At 71.6% G+C, this 24,900-nt stretch carries 25 protein-coding genes; 14 read left to right on the forward strand and 11 right to left on the reverse strand.

The genetic code is table 11. The annotated features are described in order from the left end of the window. Positions 1-54: 54 nt before the first annotated feature. The 3 genes from P2Q00_RS16245 to P2Q00_RS16255 all read right to left on the reverse strand — a co-directional run bounded on the left by P2Q00_RS16245 (position 55) and on the right by P2Q00_RS16255 (position 2,114). Positions 55-726, reverse strand: a complete 672-nt coding sequence (locus P2Q00_RS16245) for an LPXTG cell wall anchor domain-containing protein (RefSeq protein ID WP_275773233.1) — start codon at positions 724-726, stop codon at positions 55-57. A 239-nt stretch (positions 727-965) separates the two neighbouring features. After that, entirely contained in the window at positions 966-1,490 is a 525-nt protein-coding gene (locus tag P2Q00_RS16250) for an ATP-binding protein (RefSeq protein WP_275773234.1), read from the reverse strand. Positions 1,491-1,736: 246 nt separating this feature from the next. Then, entirely contained in the window at positions 1,737-2,114 is a 378-nt protein-coding gene (locus P2Q00_RS16255) for an STAS domain-containing protein (protein WP_275773593.1), read from the reverse strand. Positions 2,115-2,351: 237 nt separating this feature from the next. Between P2Q00_RS16255 and P2Q00_RS16260 the strand changes: the two genes are divergently transcribed. Together P2Q00_RS16260 and P2Q00_RS16265 are read left to right on the forward strand one after the other, a co-directional pair. Further along, positions 2,352-3,299 (forward strand): RNA polymerase sigma factor SigF, encoded by a 948-nt coding sequence (locus tag P2Q00_RS16260; RefSeq protein ID WP_275773235.1) that lies wholly within the window; start codon positions 2,352-2,354, stop codon positions 3,297-3,299. Positions 3,300-3,508: 209 nt separating this feature from the next. Beyond that, positions 3,509-5,137, forward strand: coding sequence for a ricin-type beta-trefoil lectin domain protein (locus tag P2Q00_RS16265; RefSeq protein ID WP_275773236.1), 1,629 nt, complete (start codon positions 3,509-3,511; stop codon positions 5,135-5,137). 9 nt (positions 5,138-5,146) lie between these two features. On the opposite strand, the gene hutI is transcribed toward P2Q00_RS16265, so the two are convergent. The 4 genes from hutI to hutU form a co-directional block, all read right to left on the reverse strand. Further along, on the reverse strand, positions 5,147-6,322 hold the full coding sequence (gene hutI, locus P2Q00_RS16270) for an imidazolonepropionase (RefSeq protein ID WP_275773237.1): 1,176 nt from the start codon (positions 6,320-6,322) through the stop codon (positions 5,147-5,149). A 32-nt stretch (positions 6,323-6,354) separates the two neighbouring features. Then, a complete protein-coding gene (locus P2Q00_RS16275) occupies positions 6,355-7,716 on the reverse strand; it encodes a formimidoylglutamate deiminase (RefSeq protein WP_275773238.1) in 1,362 nt (453 codons plus the stop codon). Next, on the reverse strand, positions 7,713-8,915 hold the full coding sequence (locus tag P2Q00_RS16280) for an allantoate amidohydrolase (RefSeq protein ID WP_275773239.1): 1,203 nt from the start codon (positions 8,913-8,915) through the stop codon (positions 7,713-7,715). Before P2Q00_RS16280 ends, P2Q00_RS16275 begins: the two co-directional genes overlap by 4 nt. 185 nt (positions 8,916-9,100) lie before the next feature. Further along, a complete protein-coding gene (gene hutU, locus P2Q00_RS16285) occupies positions 9,101-10,765 on the reverse strand; it encodes a urocanate hydratase (protein WP_275773240.1) in 1,665 nt (554 codons plus the stop codon). Positions 10,766-10,926: 161 nt separating this feature from the next. On the opposite strand from hutU, the gene P2Q00_RS16290 reads away from it, so the two are divergent. From P2Q00_RS16290 to P2Q00_RS16310, 5 genes are all read left to right on the forward strand, one after another. Beyond that, complete coding sequence (locus P2Q00_RS16290) at positions 10,927-12,300, forward strand: type III PLP-dependent enzyme domain-containing protein (protein ID WP_275773241.1); 1,374 nt, start codon at positions 10,927-10,929, stop codon at positions 12,298-12,300. Positions 12,301-12,469: 169 nt separating this feature from the next. Beyond that, positions 12,470-12,877 (forward strand): hypothetical protein, encoded by a 408-nt coding sequence (locus P2Q00_RS16295; protein WP_275773242.1) that lies wholly within the window; start codon positions 12,470-12,472, stop codon positions 12,875-12,877. Then, positions 12,874-13,746, forward strand: a complete 873-nt coding sequence (locus tag P2Q00_RS16300) for a transcriptional regulator (RefSeq protein WP_275773243.1) — start codon at positions 12,874-12,876, stop codon at positions 13,744-13,746. Before P2Q00_RS16295 ends, P2Q00_RS16300 begins: the two co-directional genes overlap by 4 nt. A gap of 22 nt (positions 13,747-13,768) precedes the next feature. Beyond that, positions 13,769-14,293, forward strand: coding sequence for a roadblock/LC7 domain-containing protein (locus P2Q00_RS16305; protein WP_275773244.1), 525 nt, complete (start codon positions 13,769-13,771; stop codon positions 14,291-14,293). 19 nt (positions 14,294-14,312) lie between these two features. Continuing rightward, complete coding sequence (locus P2Q00_RS16310) at positions 14,313-14,687, forward strand: roadblock/LC7 domain-containing protein (protein WP_275773245.1); 375 nt, start codon at positions 14,313-14,315, stop codon at positions 14,685-14,687. 3 nt (positions 14,688-14,690) lie between these two features. Here the strand turns inward: P2Q00_RS16310 and P2Q00_RS16315 are convergent, their stop codons facing one another. The 3 genes from P2Q00_RS16315 to P2Q00_RS16325 form a co-directional block, all read right to left on the reverse strand. Continuing rightward, a complete protein-coding gene (locus P2Q00_RS16315) occupies positions 14,691-15,284 on the reverse strand; it encodes a hypothetical protein (protein WP_275773246.1) in 594 nt (197 codons plus the stop codon). A gap of 83 nt (positions 15,285-15,367) precedes the next feature. Then, positions 15,368-16,228: a MurR/RpiR family transcriptional regulator gene (locus tag P2Q00_RS16320; protein WP_275773247.1), complete on the reverse strand. Its 861-nt coding sequence runs from the start codon at positions 16,226-16,228 to the stop codon at positions 15,368-15,370. Further along, complete coding sequence (locus P2Q00_RS16325) at positions 16,225-17,742, reverse strand: aromatic amino acid ammonia-lyase (RefSeq protein ID WP_275773248.1); 1,518 nt, start codon at positions 17,740-17,742, stop codon at positions 16,225-16,227. Before P2Q00_RS16325 ends, P2Q00_RS16320 begins: the two co-directional genes overlap by 4 nt. A gap of 142 nt (positions 17,743-17,884) precedes the next feature. On the opposite strand from P2Q00_RS16325, the gene P2Q00_RS16330 reads away from it, so the two are divergent. From P2Q00_RS16330 to P2Q00_RS16360, 7 genes are all read left to right on the forward strand, one after another. Further along, a complete protein-coding gene (locus P2Q00_RS16330) occupies positions 17,885-18,919 on the forward strand; it encodes an ABC transporter ATP-binding protein (RefSeq protein ID WP_275773249.1) in 1,035 nt (344 codons plus the stop codon). Beyond that, positions 18,916-19,557, forward strand: coding sequence for an ABC transporter permease (locus P2Q00_RS16335; RefSeq protein ID WP_275773250.1), 642 nt, complete (start codon positions 18,916-18,918; stop codon positions 19,555-19,557). Before P2Q00_RS16330 ends, P2Q00_RS16335 begins: the two co-directional genes overlap by 4 nt. Position 19,558: 1 nt before the next feature. After that, positions 19,559-20,221 (forward strand): ABC transporter permease, encoded by a 663-nt coding sequence (locus P2Q00_RS16340; RefSeq protein ID WP_275773251.1) that lies wholly within the window; start codon positions 19,559-19,561, stop codon positions 20,219-20,221. Positions 20,222-20,254: 33 nt separating this feature from the next. Then, entirely contained in the window at positions 20,255-21,184 is a 930-nt protein-coding gene (locus P2Q00_RS16345) for an ABC transporter substrate-binding protein (protein ID WP_275773252.1), read from the forward strand. Positions 21,185-21,327: 143 nt separating this feature from the next. Then, entirely contained in the window at positions 21,328-22,002 is a 675-nt protein-coding gene (locus P2Q00_RS16350; RefSeq protein WP_275773253.1) for a carbonic anhydrase, read from the forward strand. Between the two features lie 54 nt (positions 22,003-22,056). Continuing rightward, positions 22,057-23,655, forward strand: coding sequence for a SulP family inorganic anion transporter (locus tag P2Q00_RS16355; RefSeq protein WP_275773254.1), 1,599 nt, complete (start codon positions 22,057-22,059; stop codon positions 23,653-23,655). 32 nt (positions 23,656-23,687) lie between these two features. Further along, entirely contained in the window at positions 23,688-24,116 is a 429-nt protein-coding gene (locus P2Q00_RS16360; RefSeq protein WP_275773594.1) for a hypothetical protein, read from the forward strand. 9 nt (positions 24,117-24,125) lie between these two features. Here P2Q00_RS16360 and P2Q00_RS16365 read toward each other — a convergent pair whose 3' ends face one another. Then, positions 24,126-24,887 (reverse strand): SDR family oxidoreductase, encoded by a 762-nt coding sequence (locus P2Q00_RS16365; RefSeq protein ID WP_275773255.1) that lies wholly within the window; start codon positions 24,885-24,887, stop codon positions 24,126-24,128. Between the last annotated feature and the right edge of the window lie 13 nt (positions 24,888-24,900).

Here is a 24,900-nt window from a genome sequence, read left to right on the forward strand (position 1 = left end):
TGCGCGACCAGCCACGACGAAGCCGCAGACAACAGACGACCCATCGCGGCAGTCCTAGCGGGGCACCTGGTTCCGCCGGGTCAGCCACAGCGCCCCCGCCGCTCCGGTGAGCAGCACCGTGCCGCCGAGCGTGCCCAGCGCGATCGCGGAATCGTCGGGGCCGGTCTGCGGAAGGGAGGCACCGGAGCCGCTCTGGCTGTTGCCGGCGGAGCCACTCGCGGCCGTCACGGAGAGGGTGAGCGCCGGTCCCGGGTTGTTCGACGGTGTGCAGGTGGTCGTCGTACCGAGCGCCTTGATGGTGAGGATGCCCGGGGTGAAGGTGACGCTGCCCGTCTTCTTCGGGGTGTAGGTGCCCGTCAAGTCGTTGATCTTGATCGGGGTGTTGGCCGGAATCGCCGCCTGGTTGGCGGGGCCGGAGACGGACACGGTGCCGCTGTCGGCGCCGCCCAGTTTGATGGTGGCGCTCGGGTTCATCGCTCCCTTGCCCAGTTCGACCGGACTGGAGGAGACGCCCTTCTGCCACGACATGGTGAGCCGGTAGCCGCTGCCGCTCTTGACGCCCTTGATGTCGATGGGCGAGACGGCACTCTTGTTCCCGATCGGCGTCTTGCACTGGTAGTTGACGTCGACGACCTTGGCCTCGGCTGCGGGGGCGGCGAGCAGCACCGCCGAGCCGGCCAGGGCTGCGGCGGACGCGAGCGCGGCGGTTCGTTTCCGGTACGACACGGTTCCGCTCCCTCTTCGAGTTCCTCTTCAACTTCCTGACGGCACATCAGATTCGGCCGTCAAGGTACGCCCGGGGTCTTGAGGAGGGAAGACACGGTGCACGCCGGAGTTGTGGGGATCCGGCGCGCACGGGAGGGGGTTGTGATGGAGAGGGTGACCCGCGGTAACCGAGGGTCAAGCCATGCTCAGCACCTCCGGCAGCCCGTACCGCCGCAGCACCTCCGGCACGGCCAAGCGAATTACGCGGGTGCGCCCAGCTCCGCCCACACGGTCTTGCCGGCCACTCCCGGCGTCCGTACGACGCCCCAGTCCAGGCACAGCCGCTGCACGATGAACATGCCGTGCCCGCCGGGGCGGCCCGCGCGGTGCGGGGTGCGGGGTGCCGGCTGGCCCGAGCCCTTGTCGGAGACCTCGATGCGGATCACCTTGTTGTCGCAGGCGATCCACAGGTCGTCCGGGCCCTCCGCATGCAGACAGGCGTTGGTGACCAGTTCGGAGACGACCAGCAGTACGTCCTCGGCGGCGGCCCGCTGGTCGGCCGTGGCGGCGGGCAGCCAGCCCCACGCGTACAGCGCCTGGCGGGTGAAGTCGCGGGCGAGCGGGACGACGCCGCTCTCGCCGTCGAAGTTCAGCCTGCGGACCTGGCCGCCCCTGGACGACCCGGGCGCAGCCGACGACGCGGCCGCGTCCCCCTCGGACGCCCCGGAAGCGCCGCTGGACTCCGGGCCGCGGTCGCCCGGCGAGTAAGGCCGGGTGGTGCTCATCAGCGCTTCACCTCACCGATTCACCGATTCACCAGTTCAAGATTCAAGAGTCGTTCAAGCGTCAAGCGTCAGTACGTAGCCCGAGGGCGGATCCGTCGCCGTAGCGCCGACAGGTTCAGGATGTCTCCTGCCCGACCGAACCGGACGAACACCCCCCTGTTCCGCACGGACGGCGTGACGCCCGGAAAGTGCCGGTCACACAGAGGTGATTGAGGCATCACACAGGGGCAGCGGCGGGCTCGCCGCTCAGCCCGCCTCGTCGGCCAGGGCCGCCGCGAGCGTGTCATGGACGGTGAAGACCGCTTCCGCCCCGGTGATCTCGAAGACGCGCGCCACCACGGGCTGCATCCCCGCGAGATGCACCCCGCCCCCCGCGGCCTCCGCCTTGAGTCGCGCGCCGAGCAGCACATTGAGTCCGGTGGAGTCGCAGAATTCCAGCCGCGAGCAGTCCACCACCAGGCGGCTGAACCCCTTGGCGAGGCATTCCTCGAGTGGCTCACGCAACAGATCGGCGGTGTGGTGATCCAACTCACCCACCGGGGTCACGACGGCGCTGGAGCCCTCTTCCCTGACCTCCACCAGTAGCCGGCCAGACTGTGCCTTGCCGACCGTCCCGCGGTCCATGCCGTCTTTCTCCCGACGTCGTGGCTGCTGACTCACGCCCTCGAACACTACGCCTTCCTCACACTCTCCGACACCCGAACAACCGCCCATAAACGGACATAACCACACGGAACGCACTTGCGGCGGGCGTGGTAAAGCGGGTAGGGCTAGTAGGGATACGTAACCGACACGGCCGGCTTTGGAGGCGCCGCACACCGCAGTGCACGCAATGGCATCGGCAGCCATATGCCGAGAACGATGGAGGACATCATGTCACCCCGGCTCGACGCATCGCATACCCAGGAGGCGACGTCGGCATCCCCTCCGGAACATCTGGATCCCATCGAGAGCATCGAGCACATCGAGAGCAGCGACCCAGAGGCAGTTGCCGGGCTCACCGGGCTGGCAGGCCTTCCGGAGATCCCCCCGTACGACGAAGTGGGACCGGTGGACGCGCGAGCGCTCTCCAAGACCCTCTTCACGCGGCTGGAGTCCCTCGAGGAAGGCACGCACGAATACTCGTACGTCCGTAACACCCTCGTCGAACTCAACCTCGCGCTGGTCAAGTTCGCCGCCTCCCGCTTCCGCTCGCGCAGCGAGCCGATGGAGGACATCATCCAGGTCGGCACGATCGGCCTGATCAAGGCGATCGACCGGTTCGAGCTGGCCCGGGGTGTCGAGTTCCCCACGTTCGCGATGCCGACCATCGTCGGCGAGATCAAGCGCTTCTTCCGCGACACCTCATGGTCCGTGCGCGTGCCGCGCAGGCTGCAGGAGCTCAGGCTCGACCTGGCCAAGGCCGGCGACGAACTGGCCCAGAAACTCGACCGGGCGCCGACCGTGGCGGAGCTCGCGGAGCGCCTCGACCTCTCCAAGGACGAGGTCGTCGAGGGCATGGCGGCGTCGAACGCGTACACCGCCTCCTCGCTGGACGCCCAGCCCGAGGAGGACGACGCCGAGGGCGCGCTCGCGGACCGGATCGGGTACGAGGACCACGGGCTCGAAGGCATCGAGTACGTCGAGTCGTTGAAGCCGCTGATCGCCGAACTCCCGCCCCGGGACCGGAAGATCCTCTCGCTGCGCTTCGTCGCGGGTCTGACCCAGTCGGAGATAGGCGACGAGCTCGGGATCTCACAGATGCATGTGTCGCGGCTGCTGTCGCGGACGCTGGTGCGGTTGCGCAAGGGGCTGACACTCGAGGAGTGACACCTCCTCCGGTCTTCCAGTGACCGTTTCTGAGCGTTTCTGAGCGCGGTGCGCCCGGCTGACTGCCGGGCACACCGCGCTCAGGCTTTCCCTGGGTTACCCACAGAAACTCTTTCCCCAGAGGTTTACATCCATCACTATGGGCCCCCATACCCGCCGGTACGCCAGAGCTCCGGGCGGGCAGCAAGAGTGCAAGGAGGCGGGTGGCGATGGCTCGGGCCGACGGTACGGGCAGCGGCGTCGAGACCGGAGGCGGGATCCCCGAGACCGGCGGTGGGATTCACGCAAACACATCCGACGCACGCCTCGTCGAACTGCTGCGCACCAGCACCCCCACCGCCTACCCGGCCCTCCAAGAAGTCCGCACGCGCCACCAGCCCGCGGTCCTCGCCTACGCCCGCCTGTGCACGACGAGTGACTCCGCCGCCGCCCAACTGGCCGCGCAGACCTTCACCCTGGCGGCCCGCCAGACGGCCCGCGGCACCGAGCCACTTGTCCCGCTACGGCTCCAACTCCTGCTGCTGACAGCCCAGTTGGCGGCAGCCTGGGCGACCGACGAGCGGGCGGGCGGCCTCGCCCCCGACCTGCTGCCCGTCCTGAGCACGACGGCCCCCGACATCCCCACCCCACCCATGCTGGCCGCCTACCAAGCCCTCCCGTCCAGGGCACAGGGCCTGCTCTGGTACGGCATGGTGGAGCGGGAGCCGACAGCACGGACGGCCGTCCTGCTCGGCCTGACCCCCGAGGACGTCGCCCACGAGACCGCCGCCGCCCTCCAGACCATGGGCCAGACCTGTCTGCGCACCCGCCTGGCCGCCTCGGAGGACCCCCGCTGCGGCAACTTCGGCCGGCTCATCGGGGAGGCGGTACGCCCCGACAACCCGCGCACCAGCACGGACCTTCGCGCCCACATGGTGCACTGCGCCCACTGCACCGCGGCCTACGAGGAGCTGTCCGCCCTCCGCGACGCCCCGCGCACCGCACTCGCCGAGGGCCTGCTGCCATGGGCGGGCACGGCATACGCCACACGCGACGCGGCCTCCCCACGCCCCAGGTCCGCCCCACGCGCCAAGTCGCCCACACGCCCCAAGGCCCTTTCCATCCCCGCGACTTGGCCACTGTCCCAGCGCGTCCTGCTGACCTCGGTCGCCCTCGGGGTGGCCCTGACCCCACTGCTGATCTTCCTGCTCTCGCAGGGCGGTCCGTCGTCCTCGCCGTCGGAGCAGGCGGCAGGAGCGGTCGGTACGGCGCCGACGCCGACGCTGTCGGCCATCCCCTTGCCCTCGGCGACGAACAGGTCACCGTCCCCGTCCCCGTCCCCCACCCCGACCCGGACTCATCCGAAAAGCCCCTCCCCTTCGAAGTCGGCTTCGAAGTCGGCACGGCCGTCCCCCAAGCCCTCCCCCACGCACGCCCCGAACGGCACGTACGCCCAGGTGGTCAATGTGAGTTCGGGCCTGTGCCTGGACGTCCGCGACGGCGACTTCCAGAAGGGCACGGACGTGGTGACGGCACCCTGCTCCTCCTCACGCACCCAGCGCTGGCGGGTCGACTCCGCGCGCGGGGTCGTGCAGTCGTACGCCGACCCGGACTTCTGCCTGGACAGCCGGGGCAATGTGGACAGGGGCGTGGGCATCTGGGAATGCAGCTCGGTGTACGGCGGCAACGGCCAGAACCTGAGGTTCACCGTGGATCCGGACGGTGTGATCAGGCCGGCGATCGCCATCGAGACGGCGGTGACTCCGAACGGTGGGGGCGACGGGGGCGACGGCGACGGGCTGTCGCTGGAGCCGTTGAGCGGGGGTGGGGAGCAGCGGTGGCGGGCGGGGGCGCGGTGAGCCTCTGGCTCAGCCTTGGCGAACGCCCCGCCGCCACACGTCCGTGACCAGCGGCACTCCCGGCCGATAGGCAAGGTGCACATGGCTGGGCGCGTCGAGGGTGATCAGGTCCGCGTATGCGCCGGTGCTCAGGCGGCCGACGTCGTCGCGCCGCAGTGCCGCCGCCCCGCCAGCCGTGGCCGACCACACCGCCTCGTCCGGGGTCATCCCCATGTCCCGCACCGCGAGGGCGATGCAGAAGGGGACGGAGGAGGTGAAGGACGAGCCCGGGTTGCAGTCGGTGGAGAGGGCGACCGTGACGCCGGCGGCCAGGAGGCGGCGGGCGTCCGGCCACTCGGCGCGGGTGGAGAACTCGGCGCCGGGGAGGAGGGTGGCGACCGTACGGCTGTGGGCGAGGGCGTCGACGTCCGCGTCCGTCAGGTGCGTGCAGTGGTCGGCGCTGGCGGCGTCGAGCTCGACCGCGAGCTGCACACCTGGGCCGTAAGACAGCTGGTTGGCGTGGACACGGGGATGCAGGCCCTTGGCCTTGCCCGCCGTCAGGATCGCGCGGGCCTGGTCGCCGTCGAAGGCGCCCTTCTCGCAGAAGACGTCGATCCAACGGGCGTACGGGGCACAGGCGTCGAGCATCTCGCCGGTGACGAGGGCGACGTAGGCGGCGGGGTCGTCGGCGTAGTCGGGGGAGACGATGTGGGCGCCGAGGTAGGTGACCTCGTCGGTGTGGGCGGCGGCGATGCGCAGGGCGCGGGATTCGTCCTCGGTGGTCAGGCCGTAGCCGGACTTCGTCTCGAAGGTCGTCGTGCCCTGGCGGAGCGCCTCGGTGAGGTAACGGGTGAGGTTGGCCTCCAGTTCGGCGTCCGTGGCCGCGCGGGTCGCCGCCACCGTCGTGCGGATGCCGCCCGCGCTGTACGACCGCCCGGACATACGGGCGTTGAACTCCTGCGTCCGGTCGCCCGCGAAGACCAGGTGGGAGTGGGAGTCGACGAAGCCGGGGAGGACCGCCCGGCCGCCGGCGTCGACCCGATTGTCAGTGGCGGGTGCTTTGCTTGATTCACCGGTCCACGCGATGCGGTCGCCGTCGATGACGACGGCCGCGTCCTGGATCAGGCCGAGGGGAGAGCCGTCACCGAGGGAGGGGTCGTTGGTGACCAGCGTGGCGATGTTGGTGATGACGGTGCTGCTGCTCATCGTCGTGTCCTCGTGGGCTTCGGTGGGTGGTCTCAGCCGCGCAGGGCTTCTACGGCTGCGGCGAGGGCCTGCGGCACATCCGGTACGAGCGCGTGCGCGCCGTCGCGTACGACGTGCCGCCCGCCCACGATCGTGTGCCGTACGTCCGCTGCCGTCGCGGCGAATACGGCGGTCTCGGCGCCGAGCCTGGGCAGCGGGCCTGCCGTCCTGACGGAGTCGAGCGCGATCGTCGTGAGGTCGGCGAGGGCGCCTTCCTCGATGGTGCCCGCCTCGTCCCAGCCGAGGGCCACGTGACCGTCGGCGGAGGCGGCGCGCAGCAGGGCGGCGGCGGTCCAGTGGCCGCGGGTGCGGGTGTGCAGGCGCTCGTTGAGCTCCATCGCGCGTGCCTCTTCGAGCAGGTCGATGACGGCGTGGCTGTCGGAGCCGAGGGAGAGCGGGGAGCCCTCGTTCTGCAGGGCGACGGCCGGCCCGATGCCGTCCGCGAGGTCCCGCTCGGTCGTCGGGCACATGCAGGTGCCGGTGCCGGAGCCGCCGATGAGGGAGATGTCCTCGGCGGTGAGGTGGGTGTTGTGGACGCCGGTGGTGCGCGGCCCGAGCACCCCGTGCAGGGCGAGGAGCTGTGTCGGGGTGCAGCCGTGGATCTCCTGGCAGGCGTCGTTCTCGGCGGTCTGCTCGGACAGGTGCACATGGAGCGGGGCCCGCCGCTCCTCGGCCCAGCGCGCCACGGTCGCCAACTGGTCGGCGGGCACGGCCCGTACGGAGTGGATCGCCGCCCCGATCCGTGCGTGATCCCGTTCCTTGAGAACTGAACAGCGTTCTGCCCAGGCCTCCGCGCTGCCGTCGGAGAAGCGCAGCTGGTGGGTGTTGGGCGGCTCGCCACCGCGCTTGTCCGACATCCCGGAGGAGAGGTACACGGTGTCGAGGAGGGTGATACGGATGCCGGCGTCGGCGGCGGCCGCGATGAGGGCCTCGCCCATGGCGTTGGGGTCGGCGTACGGGGTGCCGCCGGGTGCATGGTGCACGTAGTGGAACTCGCCGACGGAGGTGACACCCGCCAGGGCCATCTCGGCGTACACCGCGCGGGCGAGCGCGTGGTACGTCTCCGGTGTCAGCCGGTCCGCGAACGAGTACATGACCTCGCGCCAGGTCCAGAAGGTGCCGGAGCCCACCTGGACGGTGCCGCGCAGGGCGCGGTGGAAGGCGTGCGAGTGGGCGTTCGCCAGGCCCGGGAGCGTCAGTCCGCGCAGGATCTCGGCGCCGGGGGGCGGGGTGGGCACGTCCGTGCGGACGGCGGTGATGCGGCCGTCGAGGACCTCGACGGCCACCCCCGGCTCGACATGGGTGTCGAGCCAGGCGTGCTCCAGCCAGTACGTCCGCGTGTGGGGGTGCGTCACCTGCAGGCCAGCCCTTCCAGTACGTCGGCGAGTGCGAGCACCCCGGCCAGGCAGTCGTCCTCGGCGGCGAACTCGGCCGGGGAGTGCGAGACGCCTGTGGGGTTGCGCACGAACAGCATGGCGGTCGGGATGCTCCCGGAGAGGATTCCGGCGTCGTGTCCGGCACCGGTGCCCAGGACGGGGACCTTCAGCTCCGTGTCCTTGCCCAGGATGCGGGCCAGTTCGTCACGCAGGGCGTGGTCGAATTCGACGACGGGCGTGAAGGACTCACGGACGACATCGAGGTCGACGCCGTGTGCGGCGGCGTACTCACGGGCGGCCTTCTCGACCCCGCCGACCACGGCGTCCAGGCTCTCCTGGTCGGCGGCGCGGGAGTCGAGCCAGCCGCGCACGAGCGACGGAATGGCGTTGACACCGTTCGGCTCGACGGCGATCTTGCCGAAGGTGGCGACGGCACCGGCGAGTTCGGCCTCCCGGCGGGCGGCGAGCACGGTCTCGGCGTACGACAGCATGGGGTCGCGCCGGTCGACGAGACGGGTCGTGCCGGCGTGGTTGGCCTCGCCCCGGAAGTCGAACCGCCAGCGCCCGTGCGGCCAGATGGCACTGGCGATGCCGACCCGGTCGCCGGACAGGTCCAGGGCCCGCCCCTGCTCGACGTGCAGCTCGACGAAGGCGCCGATGCGGGCGAGCCGCTCCGGGTCCGCGCCGATGGCGTCGGGGTCGTATCCGGCGGCCTCCATGGCCCGGGGCAGGCTGATCCCGTCCCCGTCGGTCAGCTTGTGGGCGTTCTCGACGGTGAGCTGCCCGGCGGTGAGCCGCGACCCCACGCAGGCGAGCCCGAACCGGGCGCCCTCCTCGTCGCCGAAGTTGACGATGGCGAGGGGCTTGCTGAACTGTGCGTTCCTGCCGCGGAGTTCATCGAGCGCGGCGAAGGAGGACACGACACCGAGGGGGCCGTCGAAGGCACCCCCGTCGGGCACGGAGTCGAGGTGCGACCCCGTGACGACGGCGTCCCCGGCGGCCGGATCCCCGAGCCAGGCCCACTGGTTGCCGTTGCGGTCCACCTCGCAGGTCAGCCCGCGGGCCTCGGCCTGCTCCTTGAACCAGGCCCGACATTCGGTGTCGGCCCCGGTCCAGGCGAAACGGCGGTAGCCGTGGGAGTCGGGGTGCTGCCCGATGGGAAGCAGCTCACGCCACATGGAGTGGAACGAGTTGCCACCGGCAGGCGCCGAGGCCTCGGACCGTCCAGGCTGTGGGGCGTCAGACCGTCCAGGCTGTGGGCAGTCGTTCCGCAGGGCGGAACGGGTGGGCACAGCCGAACCCGCAGTCGGCGACGAGACCTCGGCCCCCACCGAAGAGTTGCCGTGCCCGCCCTCAGACTGCCTCACGCTTCGTCCCCCTCGCGCATAGGAACCCGCACACCCCGCTCACCGGCAACGGACTCCGCGATGTCGTACCCGGCGTCCACATGCCGGATGACGCCCATACCGGGGTCGTTGGTGAGGACCCGCCGGATCTTCTCGCCGGCCAGCTTCGTACCGTCGGCCACCGACACCTGCCCGGCATGGATGGACCGCCCCATACCGACACCACCGCCATGGTGAATGGAGACCCACGACGCACCGGAAGCCACGTTGACCATGGCGTTCAGCAGCGGCCAGTCGGCGATCGCGTCCGACCCGTCGAGCATGGCCTCGGTCTCGCGGTAGGGCGAGGCGACGGAACCGCAGTCGAGGTGGTCGCGCCCGATGGCCAGCGGCGCCGCAAGCTCACCGGAAGCCACCATGTCGTTGAACCGCTCGCCCGCCTTGTCCCGCTCGCCGTAGCCGAGCCAGCAGATACGGGCGGGCAGGCCCTGGAAGTGGACCCGCTCCCCCGCCATCTTGATCCAGCGGGCCAGGGACTCGTTCTCCGGGAAGAGGTCCAGGATCGCCTTGTCGGTCTTGGCGATGTCGGACGCCTCGCCCGACAGGGCAGCCCAGCGGAAGGGGCCCTTGCCCTCGCAGAAGAGCGGACGGATGTACGCGGGGACGAAGCCCGGGAAGGCGAACGCCCGCTCGTACCCGGCGAGTTGGGCCTCGCCGCGGATCGAGTTGCCGTAGTCGAAGACCTCGGCACCGGCGTCCATGAAGCCGACCATCGCCTCGACGTGCTTGGCCATGGACTCACGGGCCCGGGTGGTGAAGCCGGCCGGGTCCTTGGCCGCCGCGTCCGCCATGTCGTCGAAGTCGATGCCGAGCGGCAGGTACGACAGCGGGTCGTGGGCGGAGGTCTGGTCGGTGACGATGTCGATGGGGGCGCTCTCGGCGAGCATGCGCGGCAGCAGTTCGGCGGCGTTGCCCAGCAGGCCGATGGAGAGCGGGCGGCGAGCGTCGCGGGCCTCGACCGCGAGCTGGAGGGCGTGCTCCAGGTTGTCGGCCCTGACGTCCAGGTAGCGGTGCTCGATGCGGCGCTCGATGGCGCGCGGGTCGCAGTCGATACAGATGGCGACGCCGTCGTTCATGGTCACTGCGAGCGGCTGGGCACCGCCCATGCCGCCGAGACCGGCCGTCAACGTAATGGTTCCCGCCAGCGTGCCGTTGAACTTCTTCGCGGCGACGGCGGAGAAGGTCTCGTAGGTGCCCTGGAGGATGCCCTGGGTGCCGATGTAGATCCAGGAGCCGGCGGTCATCTGGCCGTACATGGTCAGGCCGAGGGCCTCCAGGCGGCGGAACTCCTCCCAGTTGGCCCAGTCGCCGACGAGGTTGGAGTTGGCGATGAGGACGCGCGGGGCCCATTCGTGGGTCTGCATGACGCCGACCGGGCGGCCGGACTGGACCAGCATGGTCTCGTCCTGCTTCAGGGTCTGCAGCGTCCGCACCATCGCGTCGAAGGAGCGCCAGTCGCGGGCCGCCTTGCCCGTGCCGCCGTAGACGACGAGCTTGTCGGGGTGCTCGGCGACCTCCGGGTCGAGGTTGTTCTGCAGCATCCGCAGTGCGGCTTCCTGCTGCCATCCCAGGGCGCTCAGTTCCGTACCGCGCGGCGCTCGTACGGGGCGGGGTCCTGACATGGTCTGCCTCCTATGCGGATTTGCTCCCAGTGACTGTTACTGCGTCTATTCACATCCTGGCGTCCTGAATAGAACTAGTCAATACATCCGTGGGCCAGCATCGGCCCGCCGCAGATGTTTGGCTGGATGTACAGGCGCGGACAGCGGAGAACGGGGACGGCGTGAACGGCATACACGGGGACGACGGGGCCGTGCGGGCGGCCCGGCGGGACGACGCGGTGCGGGCCGCCGTGGAACAGGGGCTGCTGGGGCCCGCCACCCCCATCGTGGGGCTGCTCGACGTCACCGGCATCCGGGAGGCGGCCGCCGAGCTGCAGGCGGCGTTCGACGCGGTCGTCGCACCCGGCACGCCCGTGCTGCACGCCTTCGCGGTGAAGGCGACCCCGCTGGTGCCGGTGCTGCGGCTGCTGCACGCGGAGGGGATCGGCGCGGAGGTCGCGAGCCCGGGCGAACTGGCGCTGGCGCGGGCCGCGGGGGTGCCGCCGAACCGTACGGTCCTGGACTCGCCCGCGAAGACGCCGGCCGAGCTGCGCGAGGCGCTGGCGCTGGGGATTGCCGTCAACGCGGACAATCCGCAGGAGCTGGACCGCATCGACGGGCTCATGCGGTCGGCGACCAGCCGCTCCCCCCTCGGGATCCGGGTGAACCCGCAGGTCGGCGGGGGTTCCATCGAGGCGACGTCGACCGCGACGGCGACCTCGAAGTTCGGGGTGGCGCTGCGGGACGAGGGGGCGCGCGAGTGGGTCGTACGGGCGTATGCGGACCGCCCGTGGCTGACACGGCTGCATGCGCACACCGGGTCCCAGGGCGTCCCGCTCTCGCTGATGGCGCAGGGCGTCGCCGAGACGTACGCGCTCGCCGAGGAGATCAACGGGCGGCTCGGGCGGCGGCAGATCGACACCCTCGACATCGGCGGCGGGCTGCCGGTGAACTTCGGCTCGGACGAGACGACGCCGACGTATGCGCAGTATGCGCGACTGCTGAGCGAGGCGGTGCCGGGGCTGTTCGGCGGGCGGTACGGGCTGGTGACCGAGTTCGGGCGGTCGCTGCTGGCCAAGCACGGGACGGTGGTGGCGCGGGTGGAGTACGCCAAGAGCGCGGGCGGCCGCCCGGTCGCGGTCACGCACGCGGGCGTGCAGGTGGCGGCGCGGACGGTGTATGCGCCGGGGGCCTGGCCGCTCAGGATCGCCGCGTACGACGGGAAGGGGCGCCCCAAGGAGGGGCCGGCGGTCGTGCAGGACGTCGCCGGGCCAGCCTGTTTCTCGGGCGACCTGCTGGCGGAGGGGCGCGCGCTGCCGCTGCTGGAGCAGGGGGACTACGCGGCGGCGCTGGACACGGGCGCGTACTACTTCGCCCACCACTACGCGTACAACTCCCTTGCCCGGCCCGGGATCTACGGCTTCGCACCGGACGGCGCCGGGGGCGTCGCCTTCGCGACCGTCCGGGAACCCCAGAGCCTCGACGAGATCGTGGCCGAGTCGGGAGGGGCGCACGCGGGCTCGCTCACCACCCTCCGTGCGCCTGACCACCGTTGACGCATGCCGGTGGATCTGATCGTCAATTGGGCTGAAAACAAGGCGAGTTGACCCACCCTAGTCCCTCGTCGCATGTTCCACCGGAAAATGCCAGATCCCTCACCCCTCGCGCATACGTTGCGTAGCTTCGGCGTCACTCAGCCGAACGTCAGGCGGGAGAGGACCCACGGTGCCCGGAATCGACGAGTGCCTGCTCGAAGCGATGCGACTGCCCGGTGCCCGGGGTGCCGCACTGATCGACTGGATGAGCGGGCTGGCCCTGGGCGCCGTCGGGGAGTCCCCGGGCGGCGACCAGGAGACGGCCGCGGTGGAGGCCGCGGAGATCGCCCGGCTGGCCGCCGAGCAGCGTGCGTTCGCGCCCGACGACGATCCCGACGACGGTGTGGCGGCCGACGCGGATCCGCCGGTCGAGGACCTGATCGTCAGCAACCGGGACAGCTATCACGTGCTGCGGTTCGTGGGGTCCTCCTTCGACGGGAGTGTGTTCCTGCACCTGTGGCTGGCCCGTGCGGAGGGCAACCTCGCGCTGGCCCGGATCCGGCTGGGCGAGATGGCCGAACGGCTGGTGCTGGCATGACCGCCGTCCACATGACCGAGCACCCGCGGCTGCCTGTACGGGACAAGGCGGCGGCCCGCGAGCGCGCCTGGAGCGGCGTCTCACCGATGCTGACCCGGCTCGCCGCCGAGCGTGCCACCGGCGTCCTGGTCCGCGAGCGCGGCACGCTCCACCTCACGGACGGCCTGGTCGTGCACGCCGAAAGCCCGTCCGCACCCGGCCTGGGCATCCTCCTCACGGCCCACGGCACGCTCTCCACCGAGGCCTGGCAGCGGGCGCTCACGGAGGCGGGCGAAGTACGCGGCGTCGGCCGCCACCTGGTCGACGGCGGTCATCTCGCGCCGGGCGCACTGGAGTTGTGCCATCTGGCGGCCCTGTACGACGCCGCGTACTTCACCCTCGCCCCCAGCAGCACCCCGGGCCGCTTCCGCTACGGCACCCCACACCGGCTCGGCCCGGTCCACCCGGTCCCGGTGGCCGCCCTGGAGCACGAGACGCTGCGCCGCCGGGACCTCCTGCACCGCATCTGGCCGGACCCCGGGGCGGACAGCGCTCCCCTGATCCGCGCGGACCCCGTGGCGGCCCCCGCCCTCACCCGCCGCCAGAAGGCGGTACTGGCCGCGGTGAACGGCACCTGCACGGCACCGGACATCGCCCGCGAACTGGGCCGCCCGGCGTTCCACACGCTGATGGACGTGCGCCGGCTGATGGCGGCAGGGGTCGTACGACCACAACCGAGACAACCACCGCCGAGACAACCACAGCCCAAGCCTCCACCGCCGAACCTGGCCCGCGGCGAGCCGCCCCCGCCGACCGCCCTCGATCAGCTGCCGTCCGATCCCCACACCACCCTGCTGAAGAGGCTCAGAGATGCGCTGGAGGCCCTTTGACCGGTTCGAGAGGAGACACCCGATGTCCGCCGACCCCCACATTCTCGACGAGCTGCGCCGTCTGAGAGCCCGCGTTCCCCAGCTCACCGGCGCCCTTGTGACCGGCGTCGACGGGCGCGTCCTCGCCCAGGACACCCCCGGCGTCGACCCGGACGGCACGGCCGCGCTCGTCGGGACCGCGCACGGGGCAGCGGTGAAGCTGGCGGACGCGACGGGGCAGGGCGAGTTCCACGAACTGCTCGTACGGGGCGTGTACGGCTACGTGGCTGCGTACGCGGCGGGCGGCACTGCCGTGCTGACCCTGCTCGCCCAGGACCGTGTGAACGTCGGCCGGCTCCTCCTGGAGGGCCGCCGGGCGGCCGCCCGCATCGGCGAGCTCGGCGACAGCCGTCCGACACCGGCGAACCAGACCAGGCCGGCCGGGGAAGCCAAACCGCAGCCCGCCCCGGAGACCGGTCCGCAGCCCAAACCGGCCGCCACAAGGACCAGAACCCCGCGCGCGCCACGCACCACGACCACCAACGCGCGTACCACCACGGAAAGTTGAAAGGACCAGGAGCAGAGTCATGGCCAATACCGAAACCGCACTGAAAGAGGCGCTCGCCTCCATCGAGGGCGCCACGGGCGTCGCTCTCGTCGACTACACCAGCGGCATGGCGCTGGGCACGCTGGGCGGCAGCAAGAGCTTCGACCTGAACGTCGCTGCCGCCGGCAACACCGATGTCGTGCGCGCCAAAATGCGCACGATGGAACACCTCGGACTGAAGGGCCAGATCGAGGACATCCTGATCACCCTGTCCGACCAGTACCACCTGATCCGCCTGATCAGCGGCCGCGGCGGCAACGGCCTCTTCCTGTACCTGGTGCTCGACATCAAGAGGTCCAACCTGGCGATGGCCCGCCACCAGCTGAAGAAGATCGAGGAGGATCTCGAAGTCTGACCGCTAGACGAGCGCCGCGGTGCGGCGTCGCGCCCCGCCCGGGGCCGCGTCGCCCGCCGCGATGCCCGTGCTGCGGTACGCCTTGACGGCCTTGCCGGCCGGGCGGCCGCCGTTCGCGGCGAGCCAGTCGACACGCACCCAGAGCAGGGCCTCGTCGGCCCGTTCGCGCCGCCCGAGCCAGGCGGCCCTGAGCCGCAGCCCGGTGCCGCATCCGGCGAGCAGCATGCCCCCGGCGGCAGGCACCGCGAACGCGCTGCCCAGCGCCACCGCGAACGCGAGCAGCAGCCACCAGCGATGCCCGCGGCGCCAGTTGCGCACGCTGACCGCGCGGTCCTGGAGCACATCGTGCCTGCCCGCGCGGGCGGCCGAGCGGGCGAGTTCGACATACCGCTTGCGGCCGGCGTACGAGACCACGGCCGCCGCGACGATGAACAGCGCCGCTCCGGCCATGACCCCGATCCGCCGGCCCGTGACCCCCGGTACCAGCACCCCGACACCCGCCGCGAACACCCCGGCCCACCACAGGGGTGCGGCTCCGGCCCGTACGACGACGGCCACCCGGGCCAGACCCTGAGCCCTGCCTTCTCCGCGTGCCACGTCAGTCCTCCGTCTCACGTCTGTACGGCATCCGTGAGACGCACGCTAACGAGGCAACGTGAGAGGGATCTGAAAACGCCCGCCTACTCGACGAACAGCCCCCGCGCCGCGGCCCGCGCGTCGAACTCCTCAAGCCGCGCCTGCGCGTCCGGCAGGTCGTCGCACATCGCCTCCAGCAGGACCCGGCCCAGCAGCATCGGGGCGCAAGCGGTGTCGAAGGCCAGGCCCGTGCCGACGGCGGCGGGCAGCAGCAGGTCGGACACCTTGGCGACCGGGGCGAAGGCCGAGTCCGCGACCGTCACCACCGTCAGCCCGGCCTCCTTCGCGAAAGCCAGCGTGTCCACGACCTCGCGCGGATGCCGGGGCAGCGCGAAGCACAGCAGGGCGCTCGCACCCGCCCGTACGGCGGCCTCGATGCGATCGTGGATCATCGTGCCGCCCTCGTTGAGCAGCCGTACGTCCGGGTGGACCTTGGCGGCGAAGTAGCCGAAGCCGTAGGCCTGGGAGGCGGCGGCGCGCAGCCCGAGGACGGGCAGCGGACGGGAGGCCGCCAGCAGACGTCCCGCCTTCTGCACGGGCCGCGGGTCGGCCAGCAGCTCGGCGAGGTGCTTCAGGTTCTCGATCTCGGCCTCGACGGCCTGCTGGTACTCGTTGTACGAGCCCGCTTCCGCCGCCTGCTCGGCAGGCGCGACCTCGCGCAGATGCTTGCGCAGGGCCGGGTAGCCGTCGAAGCCGAGGGCGACGGCGAAGCGGGTCACGGACGGCTGGCTGACCCCGGCCAGTTCGGCCAGCTCCACGCTGGACAGGAACGGCACGTCGGCGGCCCGCCGCACCATGCTGTGCGCGATGCGCCGCTGGGTCGGCGTCAGCCGGTGCCCCTCGAAGAGCGCCTGCAGCCGCCCCGCCGGACTGTCCACCACGCTCAAGTCCCTCTCCGTGCTCATGACCCGCTCCCCCTCCAGATGTCCGTGAACCGGTCCAGCAGTGCGGCCGCCGCCGTCACGTCGTCCGTGAGCGGCCGGTCGGCCAGGTCTGCCGCCAGCACCGACTCGGCGAGCTCCAGCGCCCGGCCCACCGGGAGGTCCGGTTCGGGCCGCAGGTCGCGCTGGCGCAGCGCCCGTACGGCGGCGACGAGTTCGCAGCCGACGACGAGACGGTACGCGCCACAGGCGCGCAGCGTCTGACGTGCGGCGAGCGAGGCGAAACTGGCCTGTTCCTCGACGCCCCGGGAGAGTACAGCGTGCCCGAGCGAGGCGGGAGCGGAGAAGGCCCGCAGATCACCGAGGGCGGCCGCGGCGGCGTATTCAAGGATCATCACGCCCGAGGAGGCGGGCACCTCGTCGGCAAGGAAGGGCCGCAGACGGGTGAAGGCGGGCTCGTTGAGCGTCGAGAGGCGTGAGGTCGACAGCCGGGCCACCTGGGTGAGGGCCAGCCTGAAGTGGTCCAGGGCGAGGGCGAGTTGGGCCTGGTAGAAGCCGCCGTGGTGGTAGGCCGCCATGTCCTGCGGTGAGATCAGCGGGTTCTCGTTGGCCGCGTTGATCTCGATCGCGACGACCTCCTCCAGGCCGTCCGCCGCATCCAGCGCGGGTCCGTGGATCTGCGGCAGACAGCGGAAGCCGTACGGGTCCTGGATCCGGCCGAGCGGAGGGGTGGGCCGGTCCGCCGCGCCGATCAGCTCCCGCATCCGGCGGGCGACCTCGCTGGACCCCCGGTGCGGGCGGGCGGCGTGCACGGGGGCGGCGTAGGCCTCGTGCGAGCCGTCGACGGCCAGCAGGGAGAGGGCGGCGACGACCTGGGTGGCCTGCACGAGCCCGCGCAGTTCGTGCAGGGCGAGGGCAGCCTGGCCGAGGGTGAGGGCGTTGCTGCTGATGAAGGCCAGCGCGTCGTTGTTGTCGAGCTGCTGCGGCTTGGGCGCTCCCGGCCCCCGCCAGGGGTGCTCACCGGCGAGCGCAAGGCCCGCCTGGGCCAGCGCCGCGATGTCGCCCGTACCCACCGAGCCGAACTCGTTGACGACCGGATACGCCCCGCTCTCCAGCGCCTCGCAGAGCGCCGTGACGACGGTGGGTCTGAGCCCGGCGCCGCCCGCGAGGAGCTGGTTGGCGCGGACGGCGAGCATCGCCCGCACCTCCCGCGCGGGCAGCTCCGCGCCGATCGCGCCGGCATGGCTGCGCAGCAGTCTGAGCCCGTGCTCGGCGGCCGCCTCGGTGGGCACGTCCTCGTTCCGGTTGGCGCCCACGCCGGTGGAGCGGCCGTAGACGCGCCCGGTCGCGGCGATCTGCCGGGCGGCGTCCCAGGTCTCCTCGACGCGCCGCATCGCCTCGCTCCCGGGGACGGGCCGCGCGCTCCCGTCGGCGAGGCGCACGACGTCCGCGACGCCGAGACCGACCCCGTCGAGGACGACGAGACCGGTGCCCCCTGAGAACACCGTTCCCGGCGTGTCCACGATTCGAGACGACATAAGGCCCCAAACTCCCCTCAATCCGGACACTCGATCTTGCTCTTCGGTCATCCGTTACCTCGGATTAACACCAACCCGTTGACAACCTATTCAGCTACCAAGAACTCTGCATGACGTTATACAGCCGGGCAAGGGACAACTCATGATCCAGTTCGACGCGGTCCACAAGCGCTTCCCCAACGGCACGACAGCAGTCCACGACCTCTCCCTGGAAATGCCGGAAGGGGGCGTGACGGTCCTCGTCGGATCCTCCGGTTGCGGCAAGACGACCACCCTGCGGATGATCAACCGCATGGTGGAGCCGACCTCCGGGACCATCCGGGTCGGCGGCAAGGACGTCACGCGGCAGGACGCCGCCGAGCTGCGCCGCTCCATCGGGTACGTCATCCAGCAGTCGGGCCTCTTCCCGCACCGCACGGTGCTCGACAACATCGCCACCGTGCCGCTGCTGCTCGGCCACGGCCGCCGCAGGGCGCGGGCCCGCGCGGCCGAGCTGCTGGAGACCGTCGGCCTCACCGCCGAGGCCGGCAAGCGCTACCCCCACCAGCTCTCCGGCGGCCAGCAGCAGCGCGTGGGCGTGGCCCGCGCACTCGCCGCCGACCCGCCGGTGCTCCTCATGGACGAGCCGTTCGGCGCGGTCGACCCGGTCGTCCGCACCCAGCTCCAGGACGAACTCCTGCGCCTCCAGAAGGAGTTGAGCAAGACCATCGTCTTCGTCACCCACGACATCGACGAGGCGGTACGGCTCGGCGACCAGATCGCGATCTTCCGCACCGGCGGCCACCTGGTCCAGTGCGCCACCCCCGCCGAGCTCCTCGCCCGCCCCGCCGACGACTTCGTGGCCGACTTCCTGGGCGCCGAGCGCGGCCTGAAGCTGCTCTCACTGAAGACCCTCGCGGCCGTCCCGCAGGGCCCGGCCCCCGAGGGCGGCGCCTGGACCCTCGTACTCGACGAGGCGGACAAGCCGCTGCACTGGGCGTCGAAGGACACCGAGCTCCCCGTACGGCCGCTCAAGGACACCGACTCCCTGCTCTCGGCGCTCAACGAGTCCGTCGCCTCCCCCGCCGGCCTGGTCGCCCGCGTCGACGCGGACGGCGTCCTCACCGGCGTCACCTCCCGCGACGACATCCACGAGCACGCAGGGCAGGCACACACGGAAGCCCGGGTGGCCGCATGACCATCGACTGGTCGTGGATCGGCGACCACACCGACGACCTCACCAGCCTGACGCTCTCCCACCTCCAGGCCGCCATGACGGCAGTCTTCTTCGGCGTCCTGATCTCCCTCCCCCTCGCCGTGATCGCGCACCGGGTCCGCCCCCTGCGCGGCTTCCTGCTCGGCTTCTCGAACATCCTGTTCACGATCCCGTCGATCGCGATCTTCGTGCTCCTGCTGCCGATCAGCGGCCTGACCCGCACCACGACCGTCATCGGCCTGACGGTCTACACCCTGGTGGTGCTGCTGCGGAACACGGTCGAGGGCCTCGACTCGGTCCCCGCGAAGACCAAGGAGGCGGCCAAGGCGATGGGCACGCGCCCCCTGCGCACGCTGCTCACCGTCGAGTTCCCGCTCGCGCTCCCCGTGATCATGGCGGGCGTCCGGATCGCGACGGTCATGTCGATCTCCCTGGTCTCCGTCGCGACCTACATCGGCGACGGCGGCCTCGGCCAGCTCTTCACCGACGGCTTCCAGCGCAACTTCCCGACCCCGGTGATCGTGGGCGTGGTCCTCACCATCCTGCTCGCGGTGGTCGCGGACGCACTGCTGGTCGCCGTCCAATACGTCCTGACCCCGTGGCGGAGGCGGCGAGCCTGACATGTTCGAACTCTTCAAGAACCTCGGCAAGTGGCTGACCAACGGCGCGAGTTGGGCCGGCTCGGACGGCATCGCCCACCGCCTCGCCGAGCACCTCCAGTACTCGCTCCTCGCGACCCTCATCGCGGCCGCGATCGGCCTCCCCCTCGGCCTGCTGATCGGCCACACCGGCAAGGGCGCCTTCGTCGCGATCAACCTCGCCTCCTTCGGCCGCGCCCTGCCGACCGTAGGCCTGGTGGTCCTGGTCTTCCTGGCGGGCGGCCTGTCGATGCTGCCGGTCTACGTCGCCCTGGTCGCCCTCGCGGTCCCGGCGATCGTCACCAACACCTACGCCGGCATGACGGCCGTCGACCCGGATGTGAAGGACGCGGCGCGCGGCCAGGGCATGCGCGGCCACCAGGTCCTGTTCCAGGTCGAGTTGCCGCTCGCGCTCCCCCTGATCATGACGGGCCTGCGCCTCGCGCTCATCCAGGTCGTCGCCACCGCCACGATCGCCGCGTACGTCTCCTTCGGCGGCCTCGGCCGCTACGTCTTCGACGGCCTCGCCCAGCGCGACCTCGTGCAGGTGCTGGGCGGCGCGGTGCTGGTCGCCGTGGTCGCCGTGGTCCTGGACCTCGCGCTCTCCGCCCTCCAGCGCTTCCTCTTCCGCCACCGCACCGCATAGGCCACACAGACAACCGTTTAGGGAACCCAGAACATGAACCGACGCACCCTCCTCGGCGGCCTGTTCGCGGCCGCGTCCGTCCCTGCCCTCTCCGCGTGCGCGAGCGGCATCACGTCCCTCGACAGCCAGGGCTCCTCCTCCGGTGGCGGCGGCTCCAGCAAGGGCGGAGTCACCATCGGCACCGCCAACTTCACCGAGAACCAGGTACTGGGCTACCTCTACGCCGCCGTACTCCAGCAGGCCGGCGTGAAGGTGAAGGTCCGCCCCAACCTCGGCACCCGCGAGATCGTGATCCCCGCGCTCAAGGCGGGCGACATCGACCTGCTGCCCGAGTACCAGGGCGCCCTCCTCAACTACCTGGCCCCGAAGGACACCTCCGCGGAGCCGGGCACCATGCAGAACGCGCTCACGCTGGCGATGCCCAGCGGCCTCCAGGTGCTGCCGTACGGCCAGGCGGCCGACTCCGACTGCTTCGTCGTCACCCGGGCGACCGCGCGGAAGTACGGCCTGACCTCCCTCGCCGACCTGCAGAAGCAGAACGGCAAGCTGGTCATCGGCGCGGCCCCCGAGGTGAAGAAGCGCCAGGTCGGCGCGGTCGGCCTCAAGGACGTCTACGGCGTGGAGTTCAAGGAGTTCAAGTCGCTCGACTCCGACGGCCCGCTGGTCAAGGGCGCCCTGAAGAAGGGCGATGTGGACGTGGCGAACCTCTTCACCACCGACACCGACATCGCGGCCAACGGCTGGGTGGTGCTGACCGACCCGAAGAACCTCATCCCCAGCCAGCACATCGTCCCGCTCATCGCCGACCGCAAGGCCGACGACAAGGTCCGCAAGGCCCTCGCCAAGCTCGGCAACATCCTCACCACCGAGCAGCTCACCCAGCTCAACAGCCAGGTCGACAACGACAAGAAGGACCCGGAGGACGTGGCCAACACCTACGCCAAGCAGCACGGGCTGACCTGACCGACCAGGGGATCAAGCAGGGGTATCGCGGGGTCGATGATCTGACGACGAATCAACCAAGTGTCGTTAAACGGGCACTCAGGGTGACTGATCGCATGCATACGGTGAACATGCGTTATTGGCACACCACCTGAGGAACCGTCATGGCCTCGAACCGCAGGGCCTTTCTGACAGCCACGGCCGCCGTCGGCGCGCTGGCCGCCGCCCCCGCGTCGGCGGCCCCCGCCGAACCTGACGACCGCCCCCGCCCGACGACCGCCCCGGCCGCCCTGGCCGAACTGCTCGCCGGCAACCGGCGCTACGCCACCGGCCTGCCCCGCCACCCCGACGAGGGTCTCCTGCGCCGGCACACGCTCGCGGCCGGGCAGCACCCGTTCGCGGTGGTCGTCGGCTGCATCGACTCGCGGGTACCGCCGGAGCTGGTCTTCGACCAGGGGCTCGGGGACCTGCTCTGCATAAGGACGGCCGGCCAGGTGCTGGACGAGGCGGTCCTCGGATCCATCCAGTACGGCGTCGCGGAGCTGCACATCCCGCTGGTGCTGGTGCTCGGGCACGAGCGCTGCGGGGCCATCGCGGCGACGCTGGACCATCTGCGCACGGGCGCCCGGGTCCCCGGCCACCTGGAGCTGCTGGTCGACGAGATCGCCCCGGCCGCCCTCCGCACCCGTTCGCTGCCCGGCGACTGGGCCGAACACACCATGCGGGCGAACACCATCTGGGTACGGGACGCGATCCGCGCTGATCCCGCGTTCGCGGCGGCCACGGTGACGGCGGCCAGGTTCGACCTGGATACCGGGTTGGTGTCCCTGCTGCCCTGAACGACCACAACTCCCGCTTGAAACCCCCCACTTGAAGTCCACCTGAAGAGACCCATGAACCCCCCTCGCCCGTCCCTCTCCGTCCTGCCCTCCGCCGCCGACCTCCGCTCCATGACCCGCGCCCCGCGGCGCGACCTCCTCTGCGGCCTCACCGTCGCCGTCGTCGCCCTCCCCCTCGCCCTCGGCTTCGGGGTCACCTCCGGGCTCGGTGCCACCTCCGGGCTGGTCACCGCGATCGTCGCCGGGGCGCTCGCCGCGCTCTTCGGCGGCAGCGCCCGCCAGGTCAGCGGCCCCACCGGCGCCATGACCGTCGTCCTCGTCCCGATCGTCCACCACTACGGCGCCGACGGCGTCCTCACCGTCGGCCTGCTCGCCGGGCTCATGCTGCTGGGGCTGGCCTTCGCCCGGGCCGGATCCGCCATGGCGTACGTGCCCGCGCCCGTGATCGCCGGGTTCACCATCGGCATCGCGGCGGTGATCGCCCTCCAGCAGGTGCCGAACGCGCTCGGCGTTCCGCTCCCGCACGGCGAGCAGGTCGCCGTCGTCGCGGCGCGGGCCGCCGAGGAGTTCGGGGCCGCCCCGCACTGGCCGGCCCTGCTGCTCGCCCTGGGTTCCGCCGCGCTGATGCTCGCGGGCGCCCGCTGGAAGCCCACGGTCCCCTTCTCCCTCGCGGCCGTCGCCGCGGCCGCCGTGGTGACCGAGGCCTTGCACCTCCACGTCACCCGCATCGGCCAGCTCCCGCCTTCCCTCCCGGCCCCCTCCCTCGCCTTCCTCGACGTCTCGCGCATCCCCACCCTGCTCGCGCCCGCAGCCGCGGTCGCCGCGCTGGCCGCCCTGGAGTCCCTCCTCTCCGCCTCCGTGGCCGACGGAATGCGCCCGGGCGAGCGCCACGACCCCGGCAAGGAACTCTTCGGCCAGGGCATCGCCAACCTCGCGGCCCCGCTCTTCGGCGGCGTCCCGGCGACGGGCGCCATCGCGCGCACCGCGGTCAACGTCCGTACCGGCGCCTCCTCCCGGCTTGCCGCCCTCGCGCACGCCGTGATCCTCGCCGGGATCGTCGCGGTCGCCGCCCCGCTGGTGGGCCGCATCCCGCTGGCCGCGCTGGCGGGCGTGCTGCTCGCGACCGCCGTACGGATGGTGGAGACGGACGCGGTACGGGCCATGGCCCGCGCGACCCGCGGCGACGCCCTGGTCCTGGTCCTCACCGCGGCCTCGACGCTCGCCCTGGACCTGGTGCGGGCGGTGCTGATCGGGCTCGGCGTCTCGGTGCTGCTGGCCCTGCGGGCGGCGGTCCGCGGCACCTGCCTGACCCGGGCGGCCTCCGACGAGCTCCCGGGCCGGTGCAATGTGACATACCACTGCGCCGGTCCCCTCCTCTTCGCCGCCGCCCACCGCATCCGCCGCACCCTCGCCGACGTCGAAGGCGTCTCGGTGGTGGACCTGCGCCTGACCGGCCTGACCGCGGTGGACGCGACCGGCGCGCTGGCCCTGAAGGACGCGGTCGGCGACCTGCGCGCCCGCGGCATCGAGGTCAACATCACCGGCGTCGAGCACGGCCACCGCAGGGTCCTGGAATCACTGGGCGTCCTCGCGGCGAACCCGAGCAGGAACAGGGGGGCTAACCCCAGTGCGGCGACCGCCCCGGCTCCCTAACGTGAGTTCCCATGACGGGAATGGAGACGGGGATGGACGCGCGGGACGCCGAGCTCAAGAAGGAACTCAACGCCACCCTGCAGGCGCGCCGGGAACTGGGCGAGGAGTACGAGTCCGCGCTGGTCGACTCGTTCCTGGAGAAGGTCGACCAGCGCATCGACGGGGCGGTGGAGCGCCGGGTGCGCCGGCAGCTCGCCGAACAGCAGATGGTGGTGGCCCGGGGTTCCCGGGCGCCGAAGGCGACCGACTCCTGGGGCGAGCGCTTCGGCTTCGGCATCGTCTCGCTGGTCCTGGCGATCCCGCTGTCCGCGATCGGCGGCGGCATCGCCCACCTGCCCGGCCTGATGGCCGCCTGGGCGGGCATCGTCGGCGTCAACGCCTTCCAGGCCGCCCGCGCCAACCCCGGCCTGTTCGGCGGCCGTAGGCGCAAGTCCGCCCAGGACAGCGAGTGGGAGGAGTGACCCTCGGGGTCACACCTGCCGGGTCGGCAGCACCATGATCTGCCGCAGGTTGACGTGCCGGGGGCGGCTGGTGACGTAGGCGACGACATCGGCGAGTTCACCGGCCGCAAGTGCGCCGAACGCCTCCATCATCCCGCCGACCTGCTCCTGCATACCGTCGGCGAGATGCGAGACGATCTCGGTCTCCGTCACCCCCGGCTCGATGTTGGTGACCCGCACGTCCCGCGGCCCGAACTCGTCGCGCAGCATCGCCGAGAGGTGGGTGACCGCGGCCTTCGTCGCCCCGTACACGGCGAAGCCGGGGAAGCCGGTGAGGTGTGCGGCGATGGACGAGACGTTCACCAGGTCCGCGCTGCGGCCCTGCGCGGCGGCTTCCGTCAGGTCCTCGGCGAAGGCGCCGGTGACGCGCAGCACCCCGGTGACATTGGTGTCGATCATCCGCTGCCACTCGTCGACGCGCGCGGCCTCGATCGGGTTCGGCAGCATGACGCCGGCGTTGTTGACGACCAGGTCGACGGTCCCGTACGCCTCGTGGATCCGCTCCACGGCAGCCGCGACGGATGCGTCGTCGGTGACATCGGCGGCCACGGCCAGCGCCTGTCCGCCGTCGGCCCGAATCTTCTCGACGCCTGCCTCCAGCCGCTCCGCGCGCCGCGCCAGCAGCGCGACCCTCGCCCCCTGCGCGGCCAGCGTCACGGCGACGGCCTCGCCGATCCCGCTCGCGGCCCCGGTGACGACGGCGGTACGGCCGGCCAGGTTCTCGTACGACATGGAAGTGCTCCTC

This window comes from Streptomyces coacervatus (assembly GCF_029223485.1).
GTDB classification, from domain to species: Bacteria; Actinomycetota; Actinomycetes; order Streptomycetales; family Streptomycetaceae; genus Streptomyces; species Streptomyces coacervatus.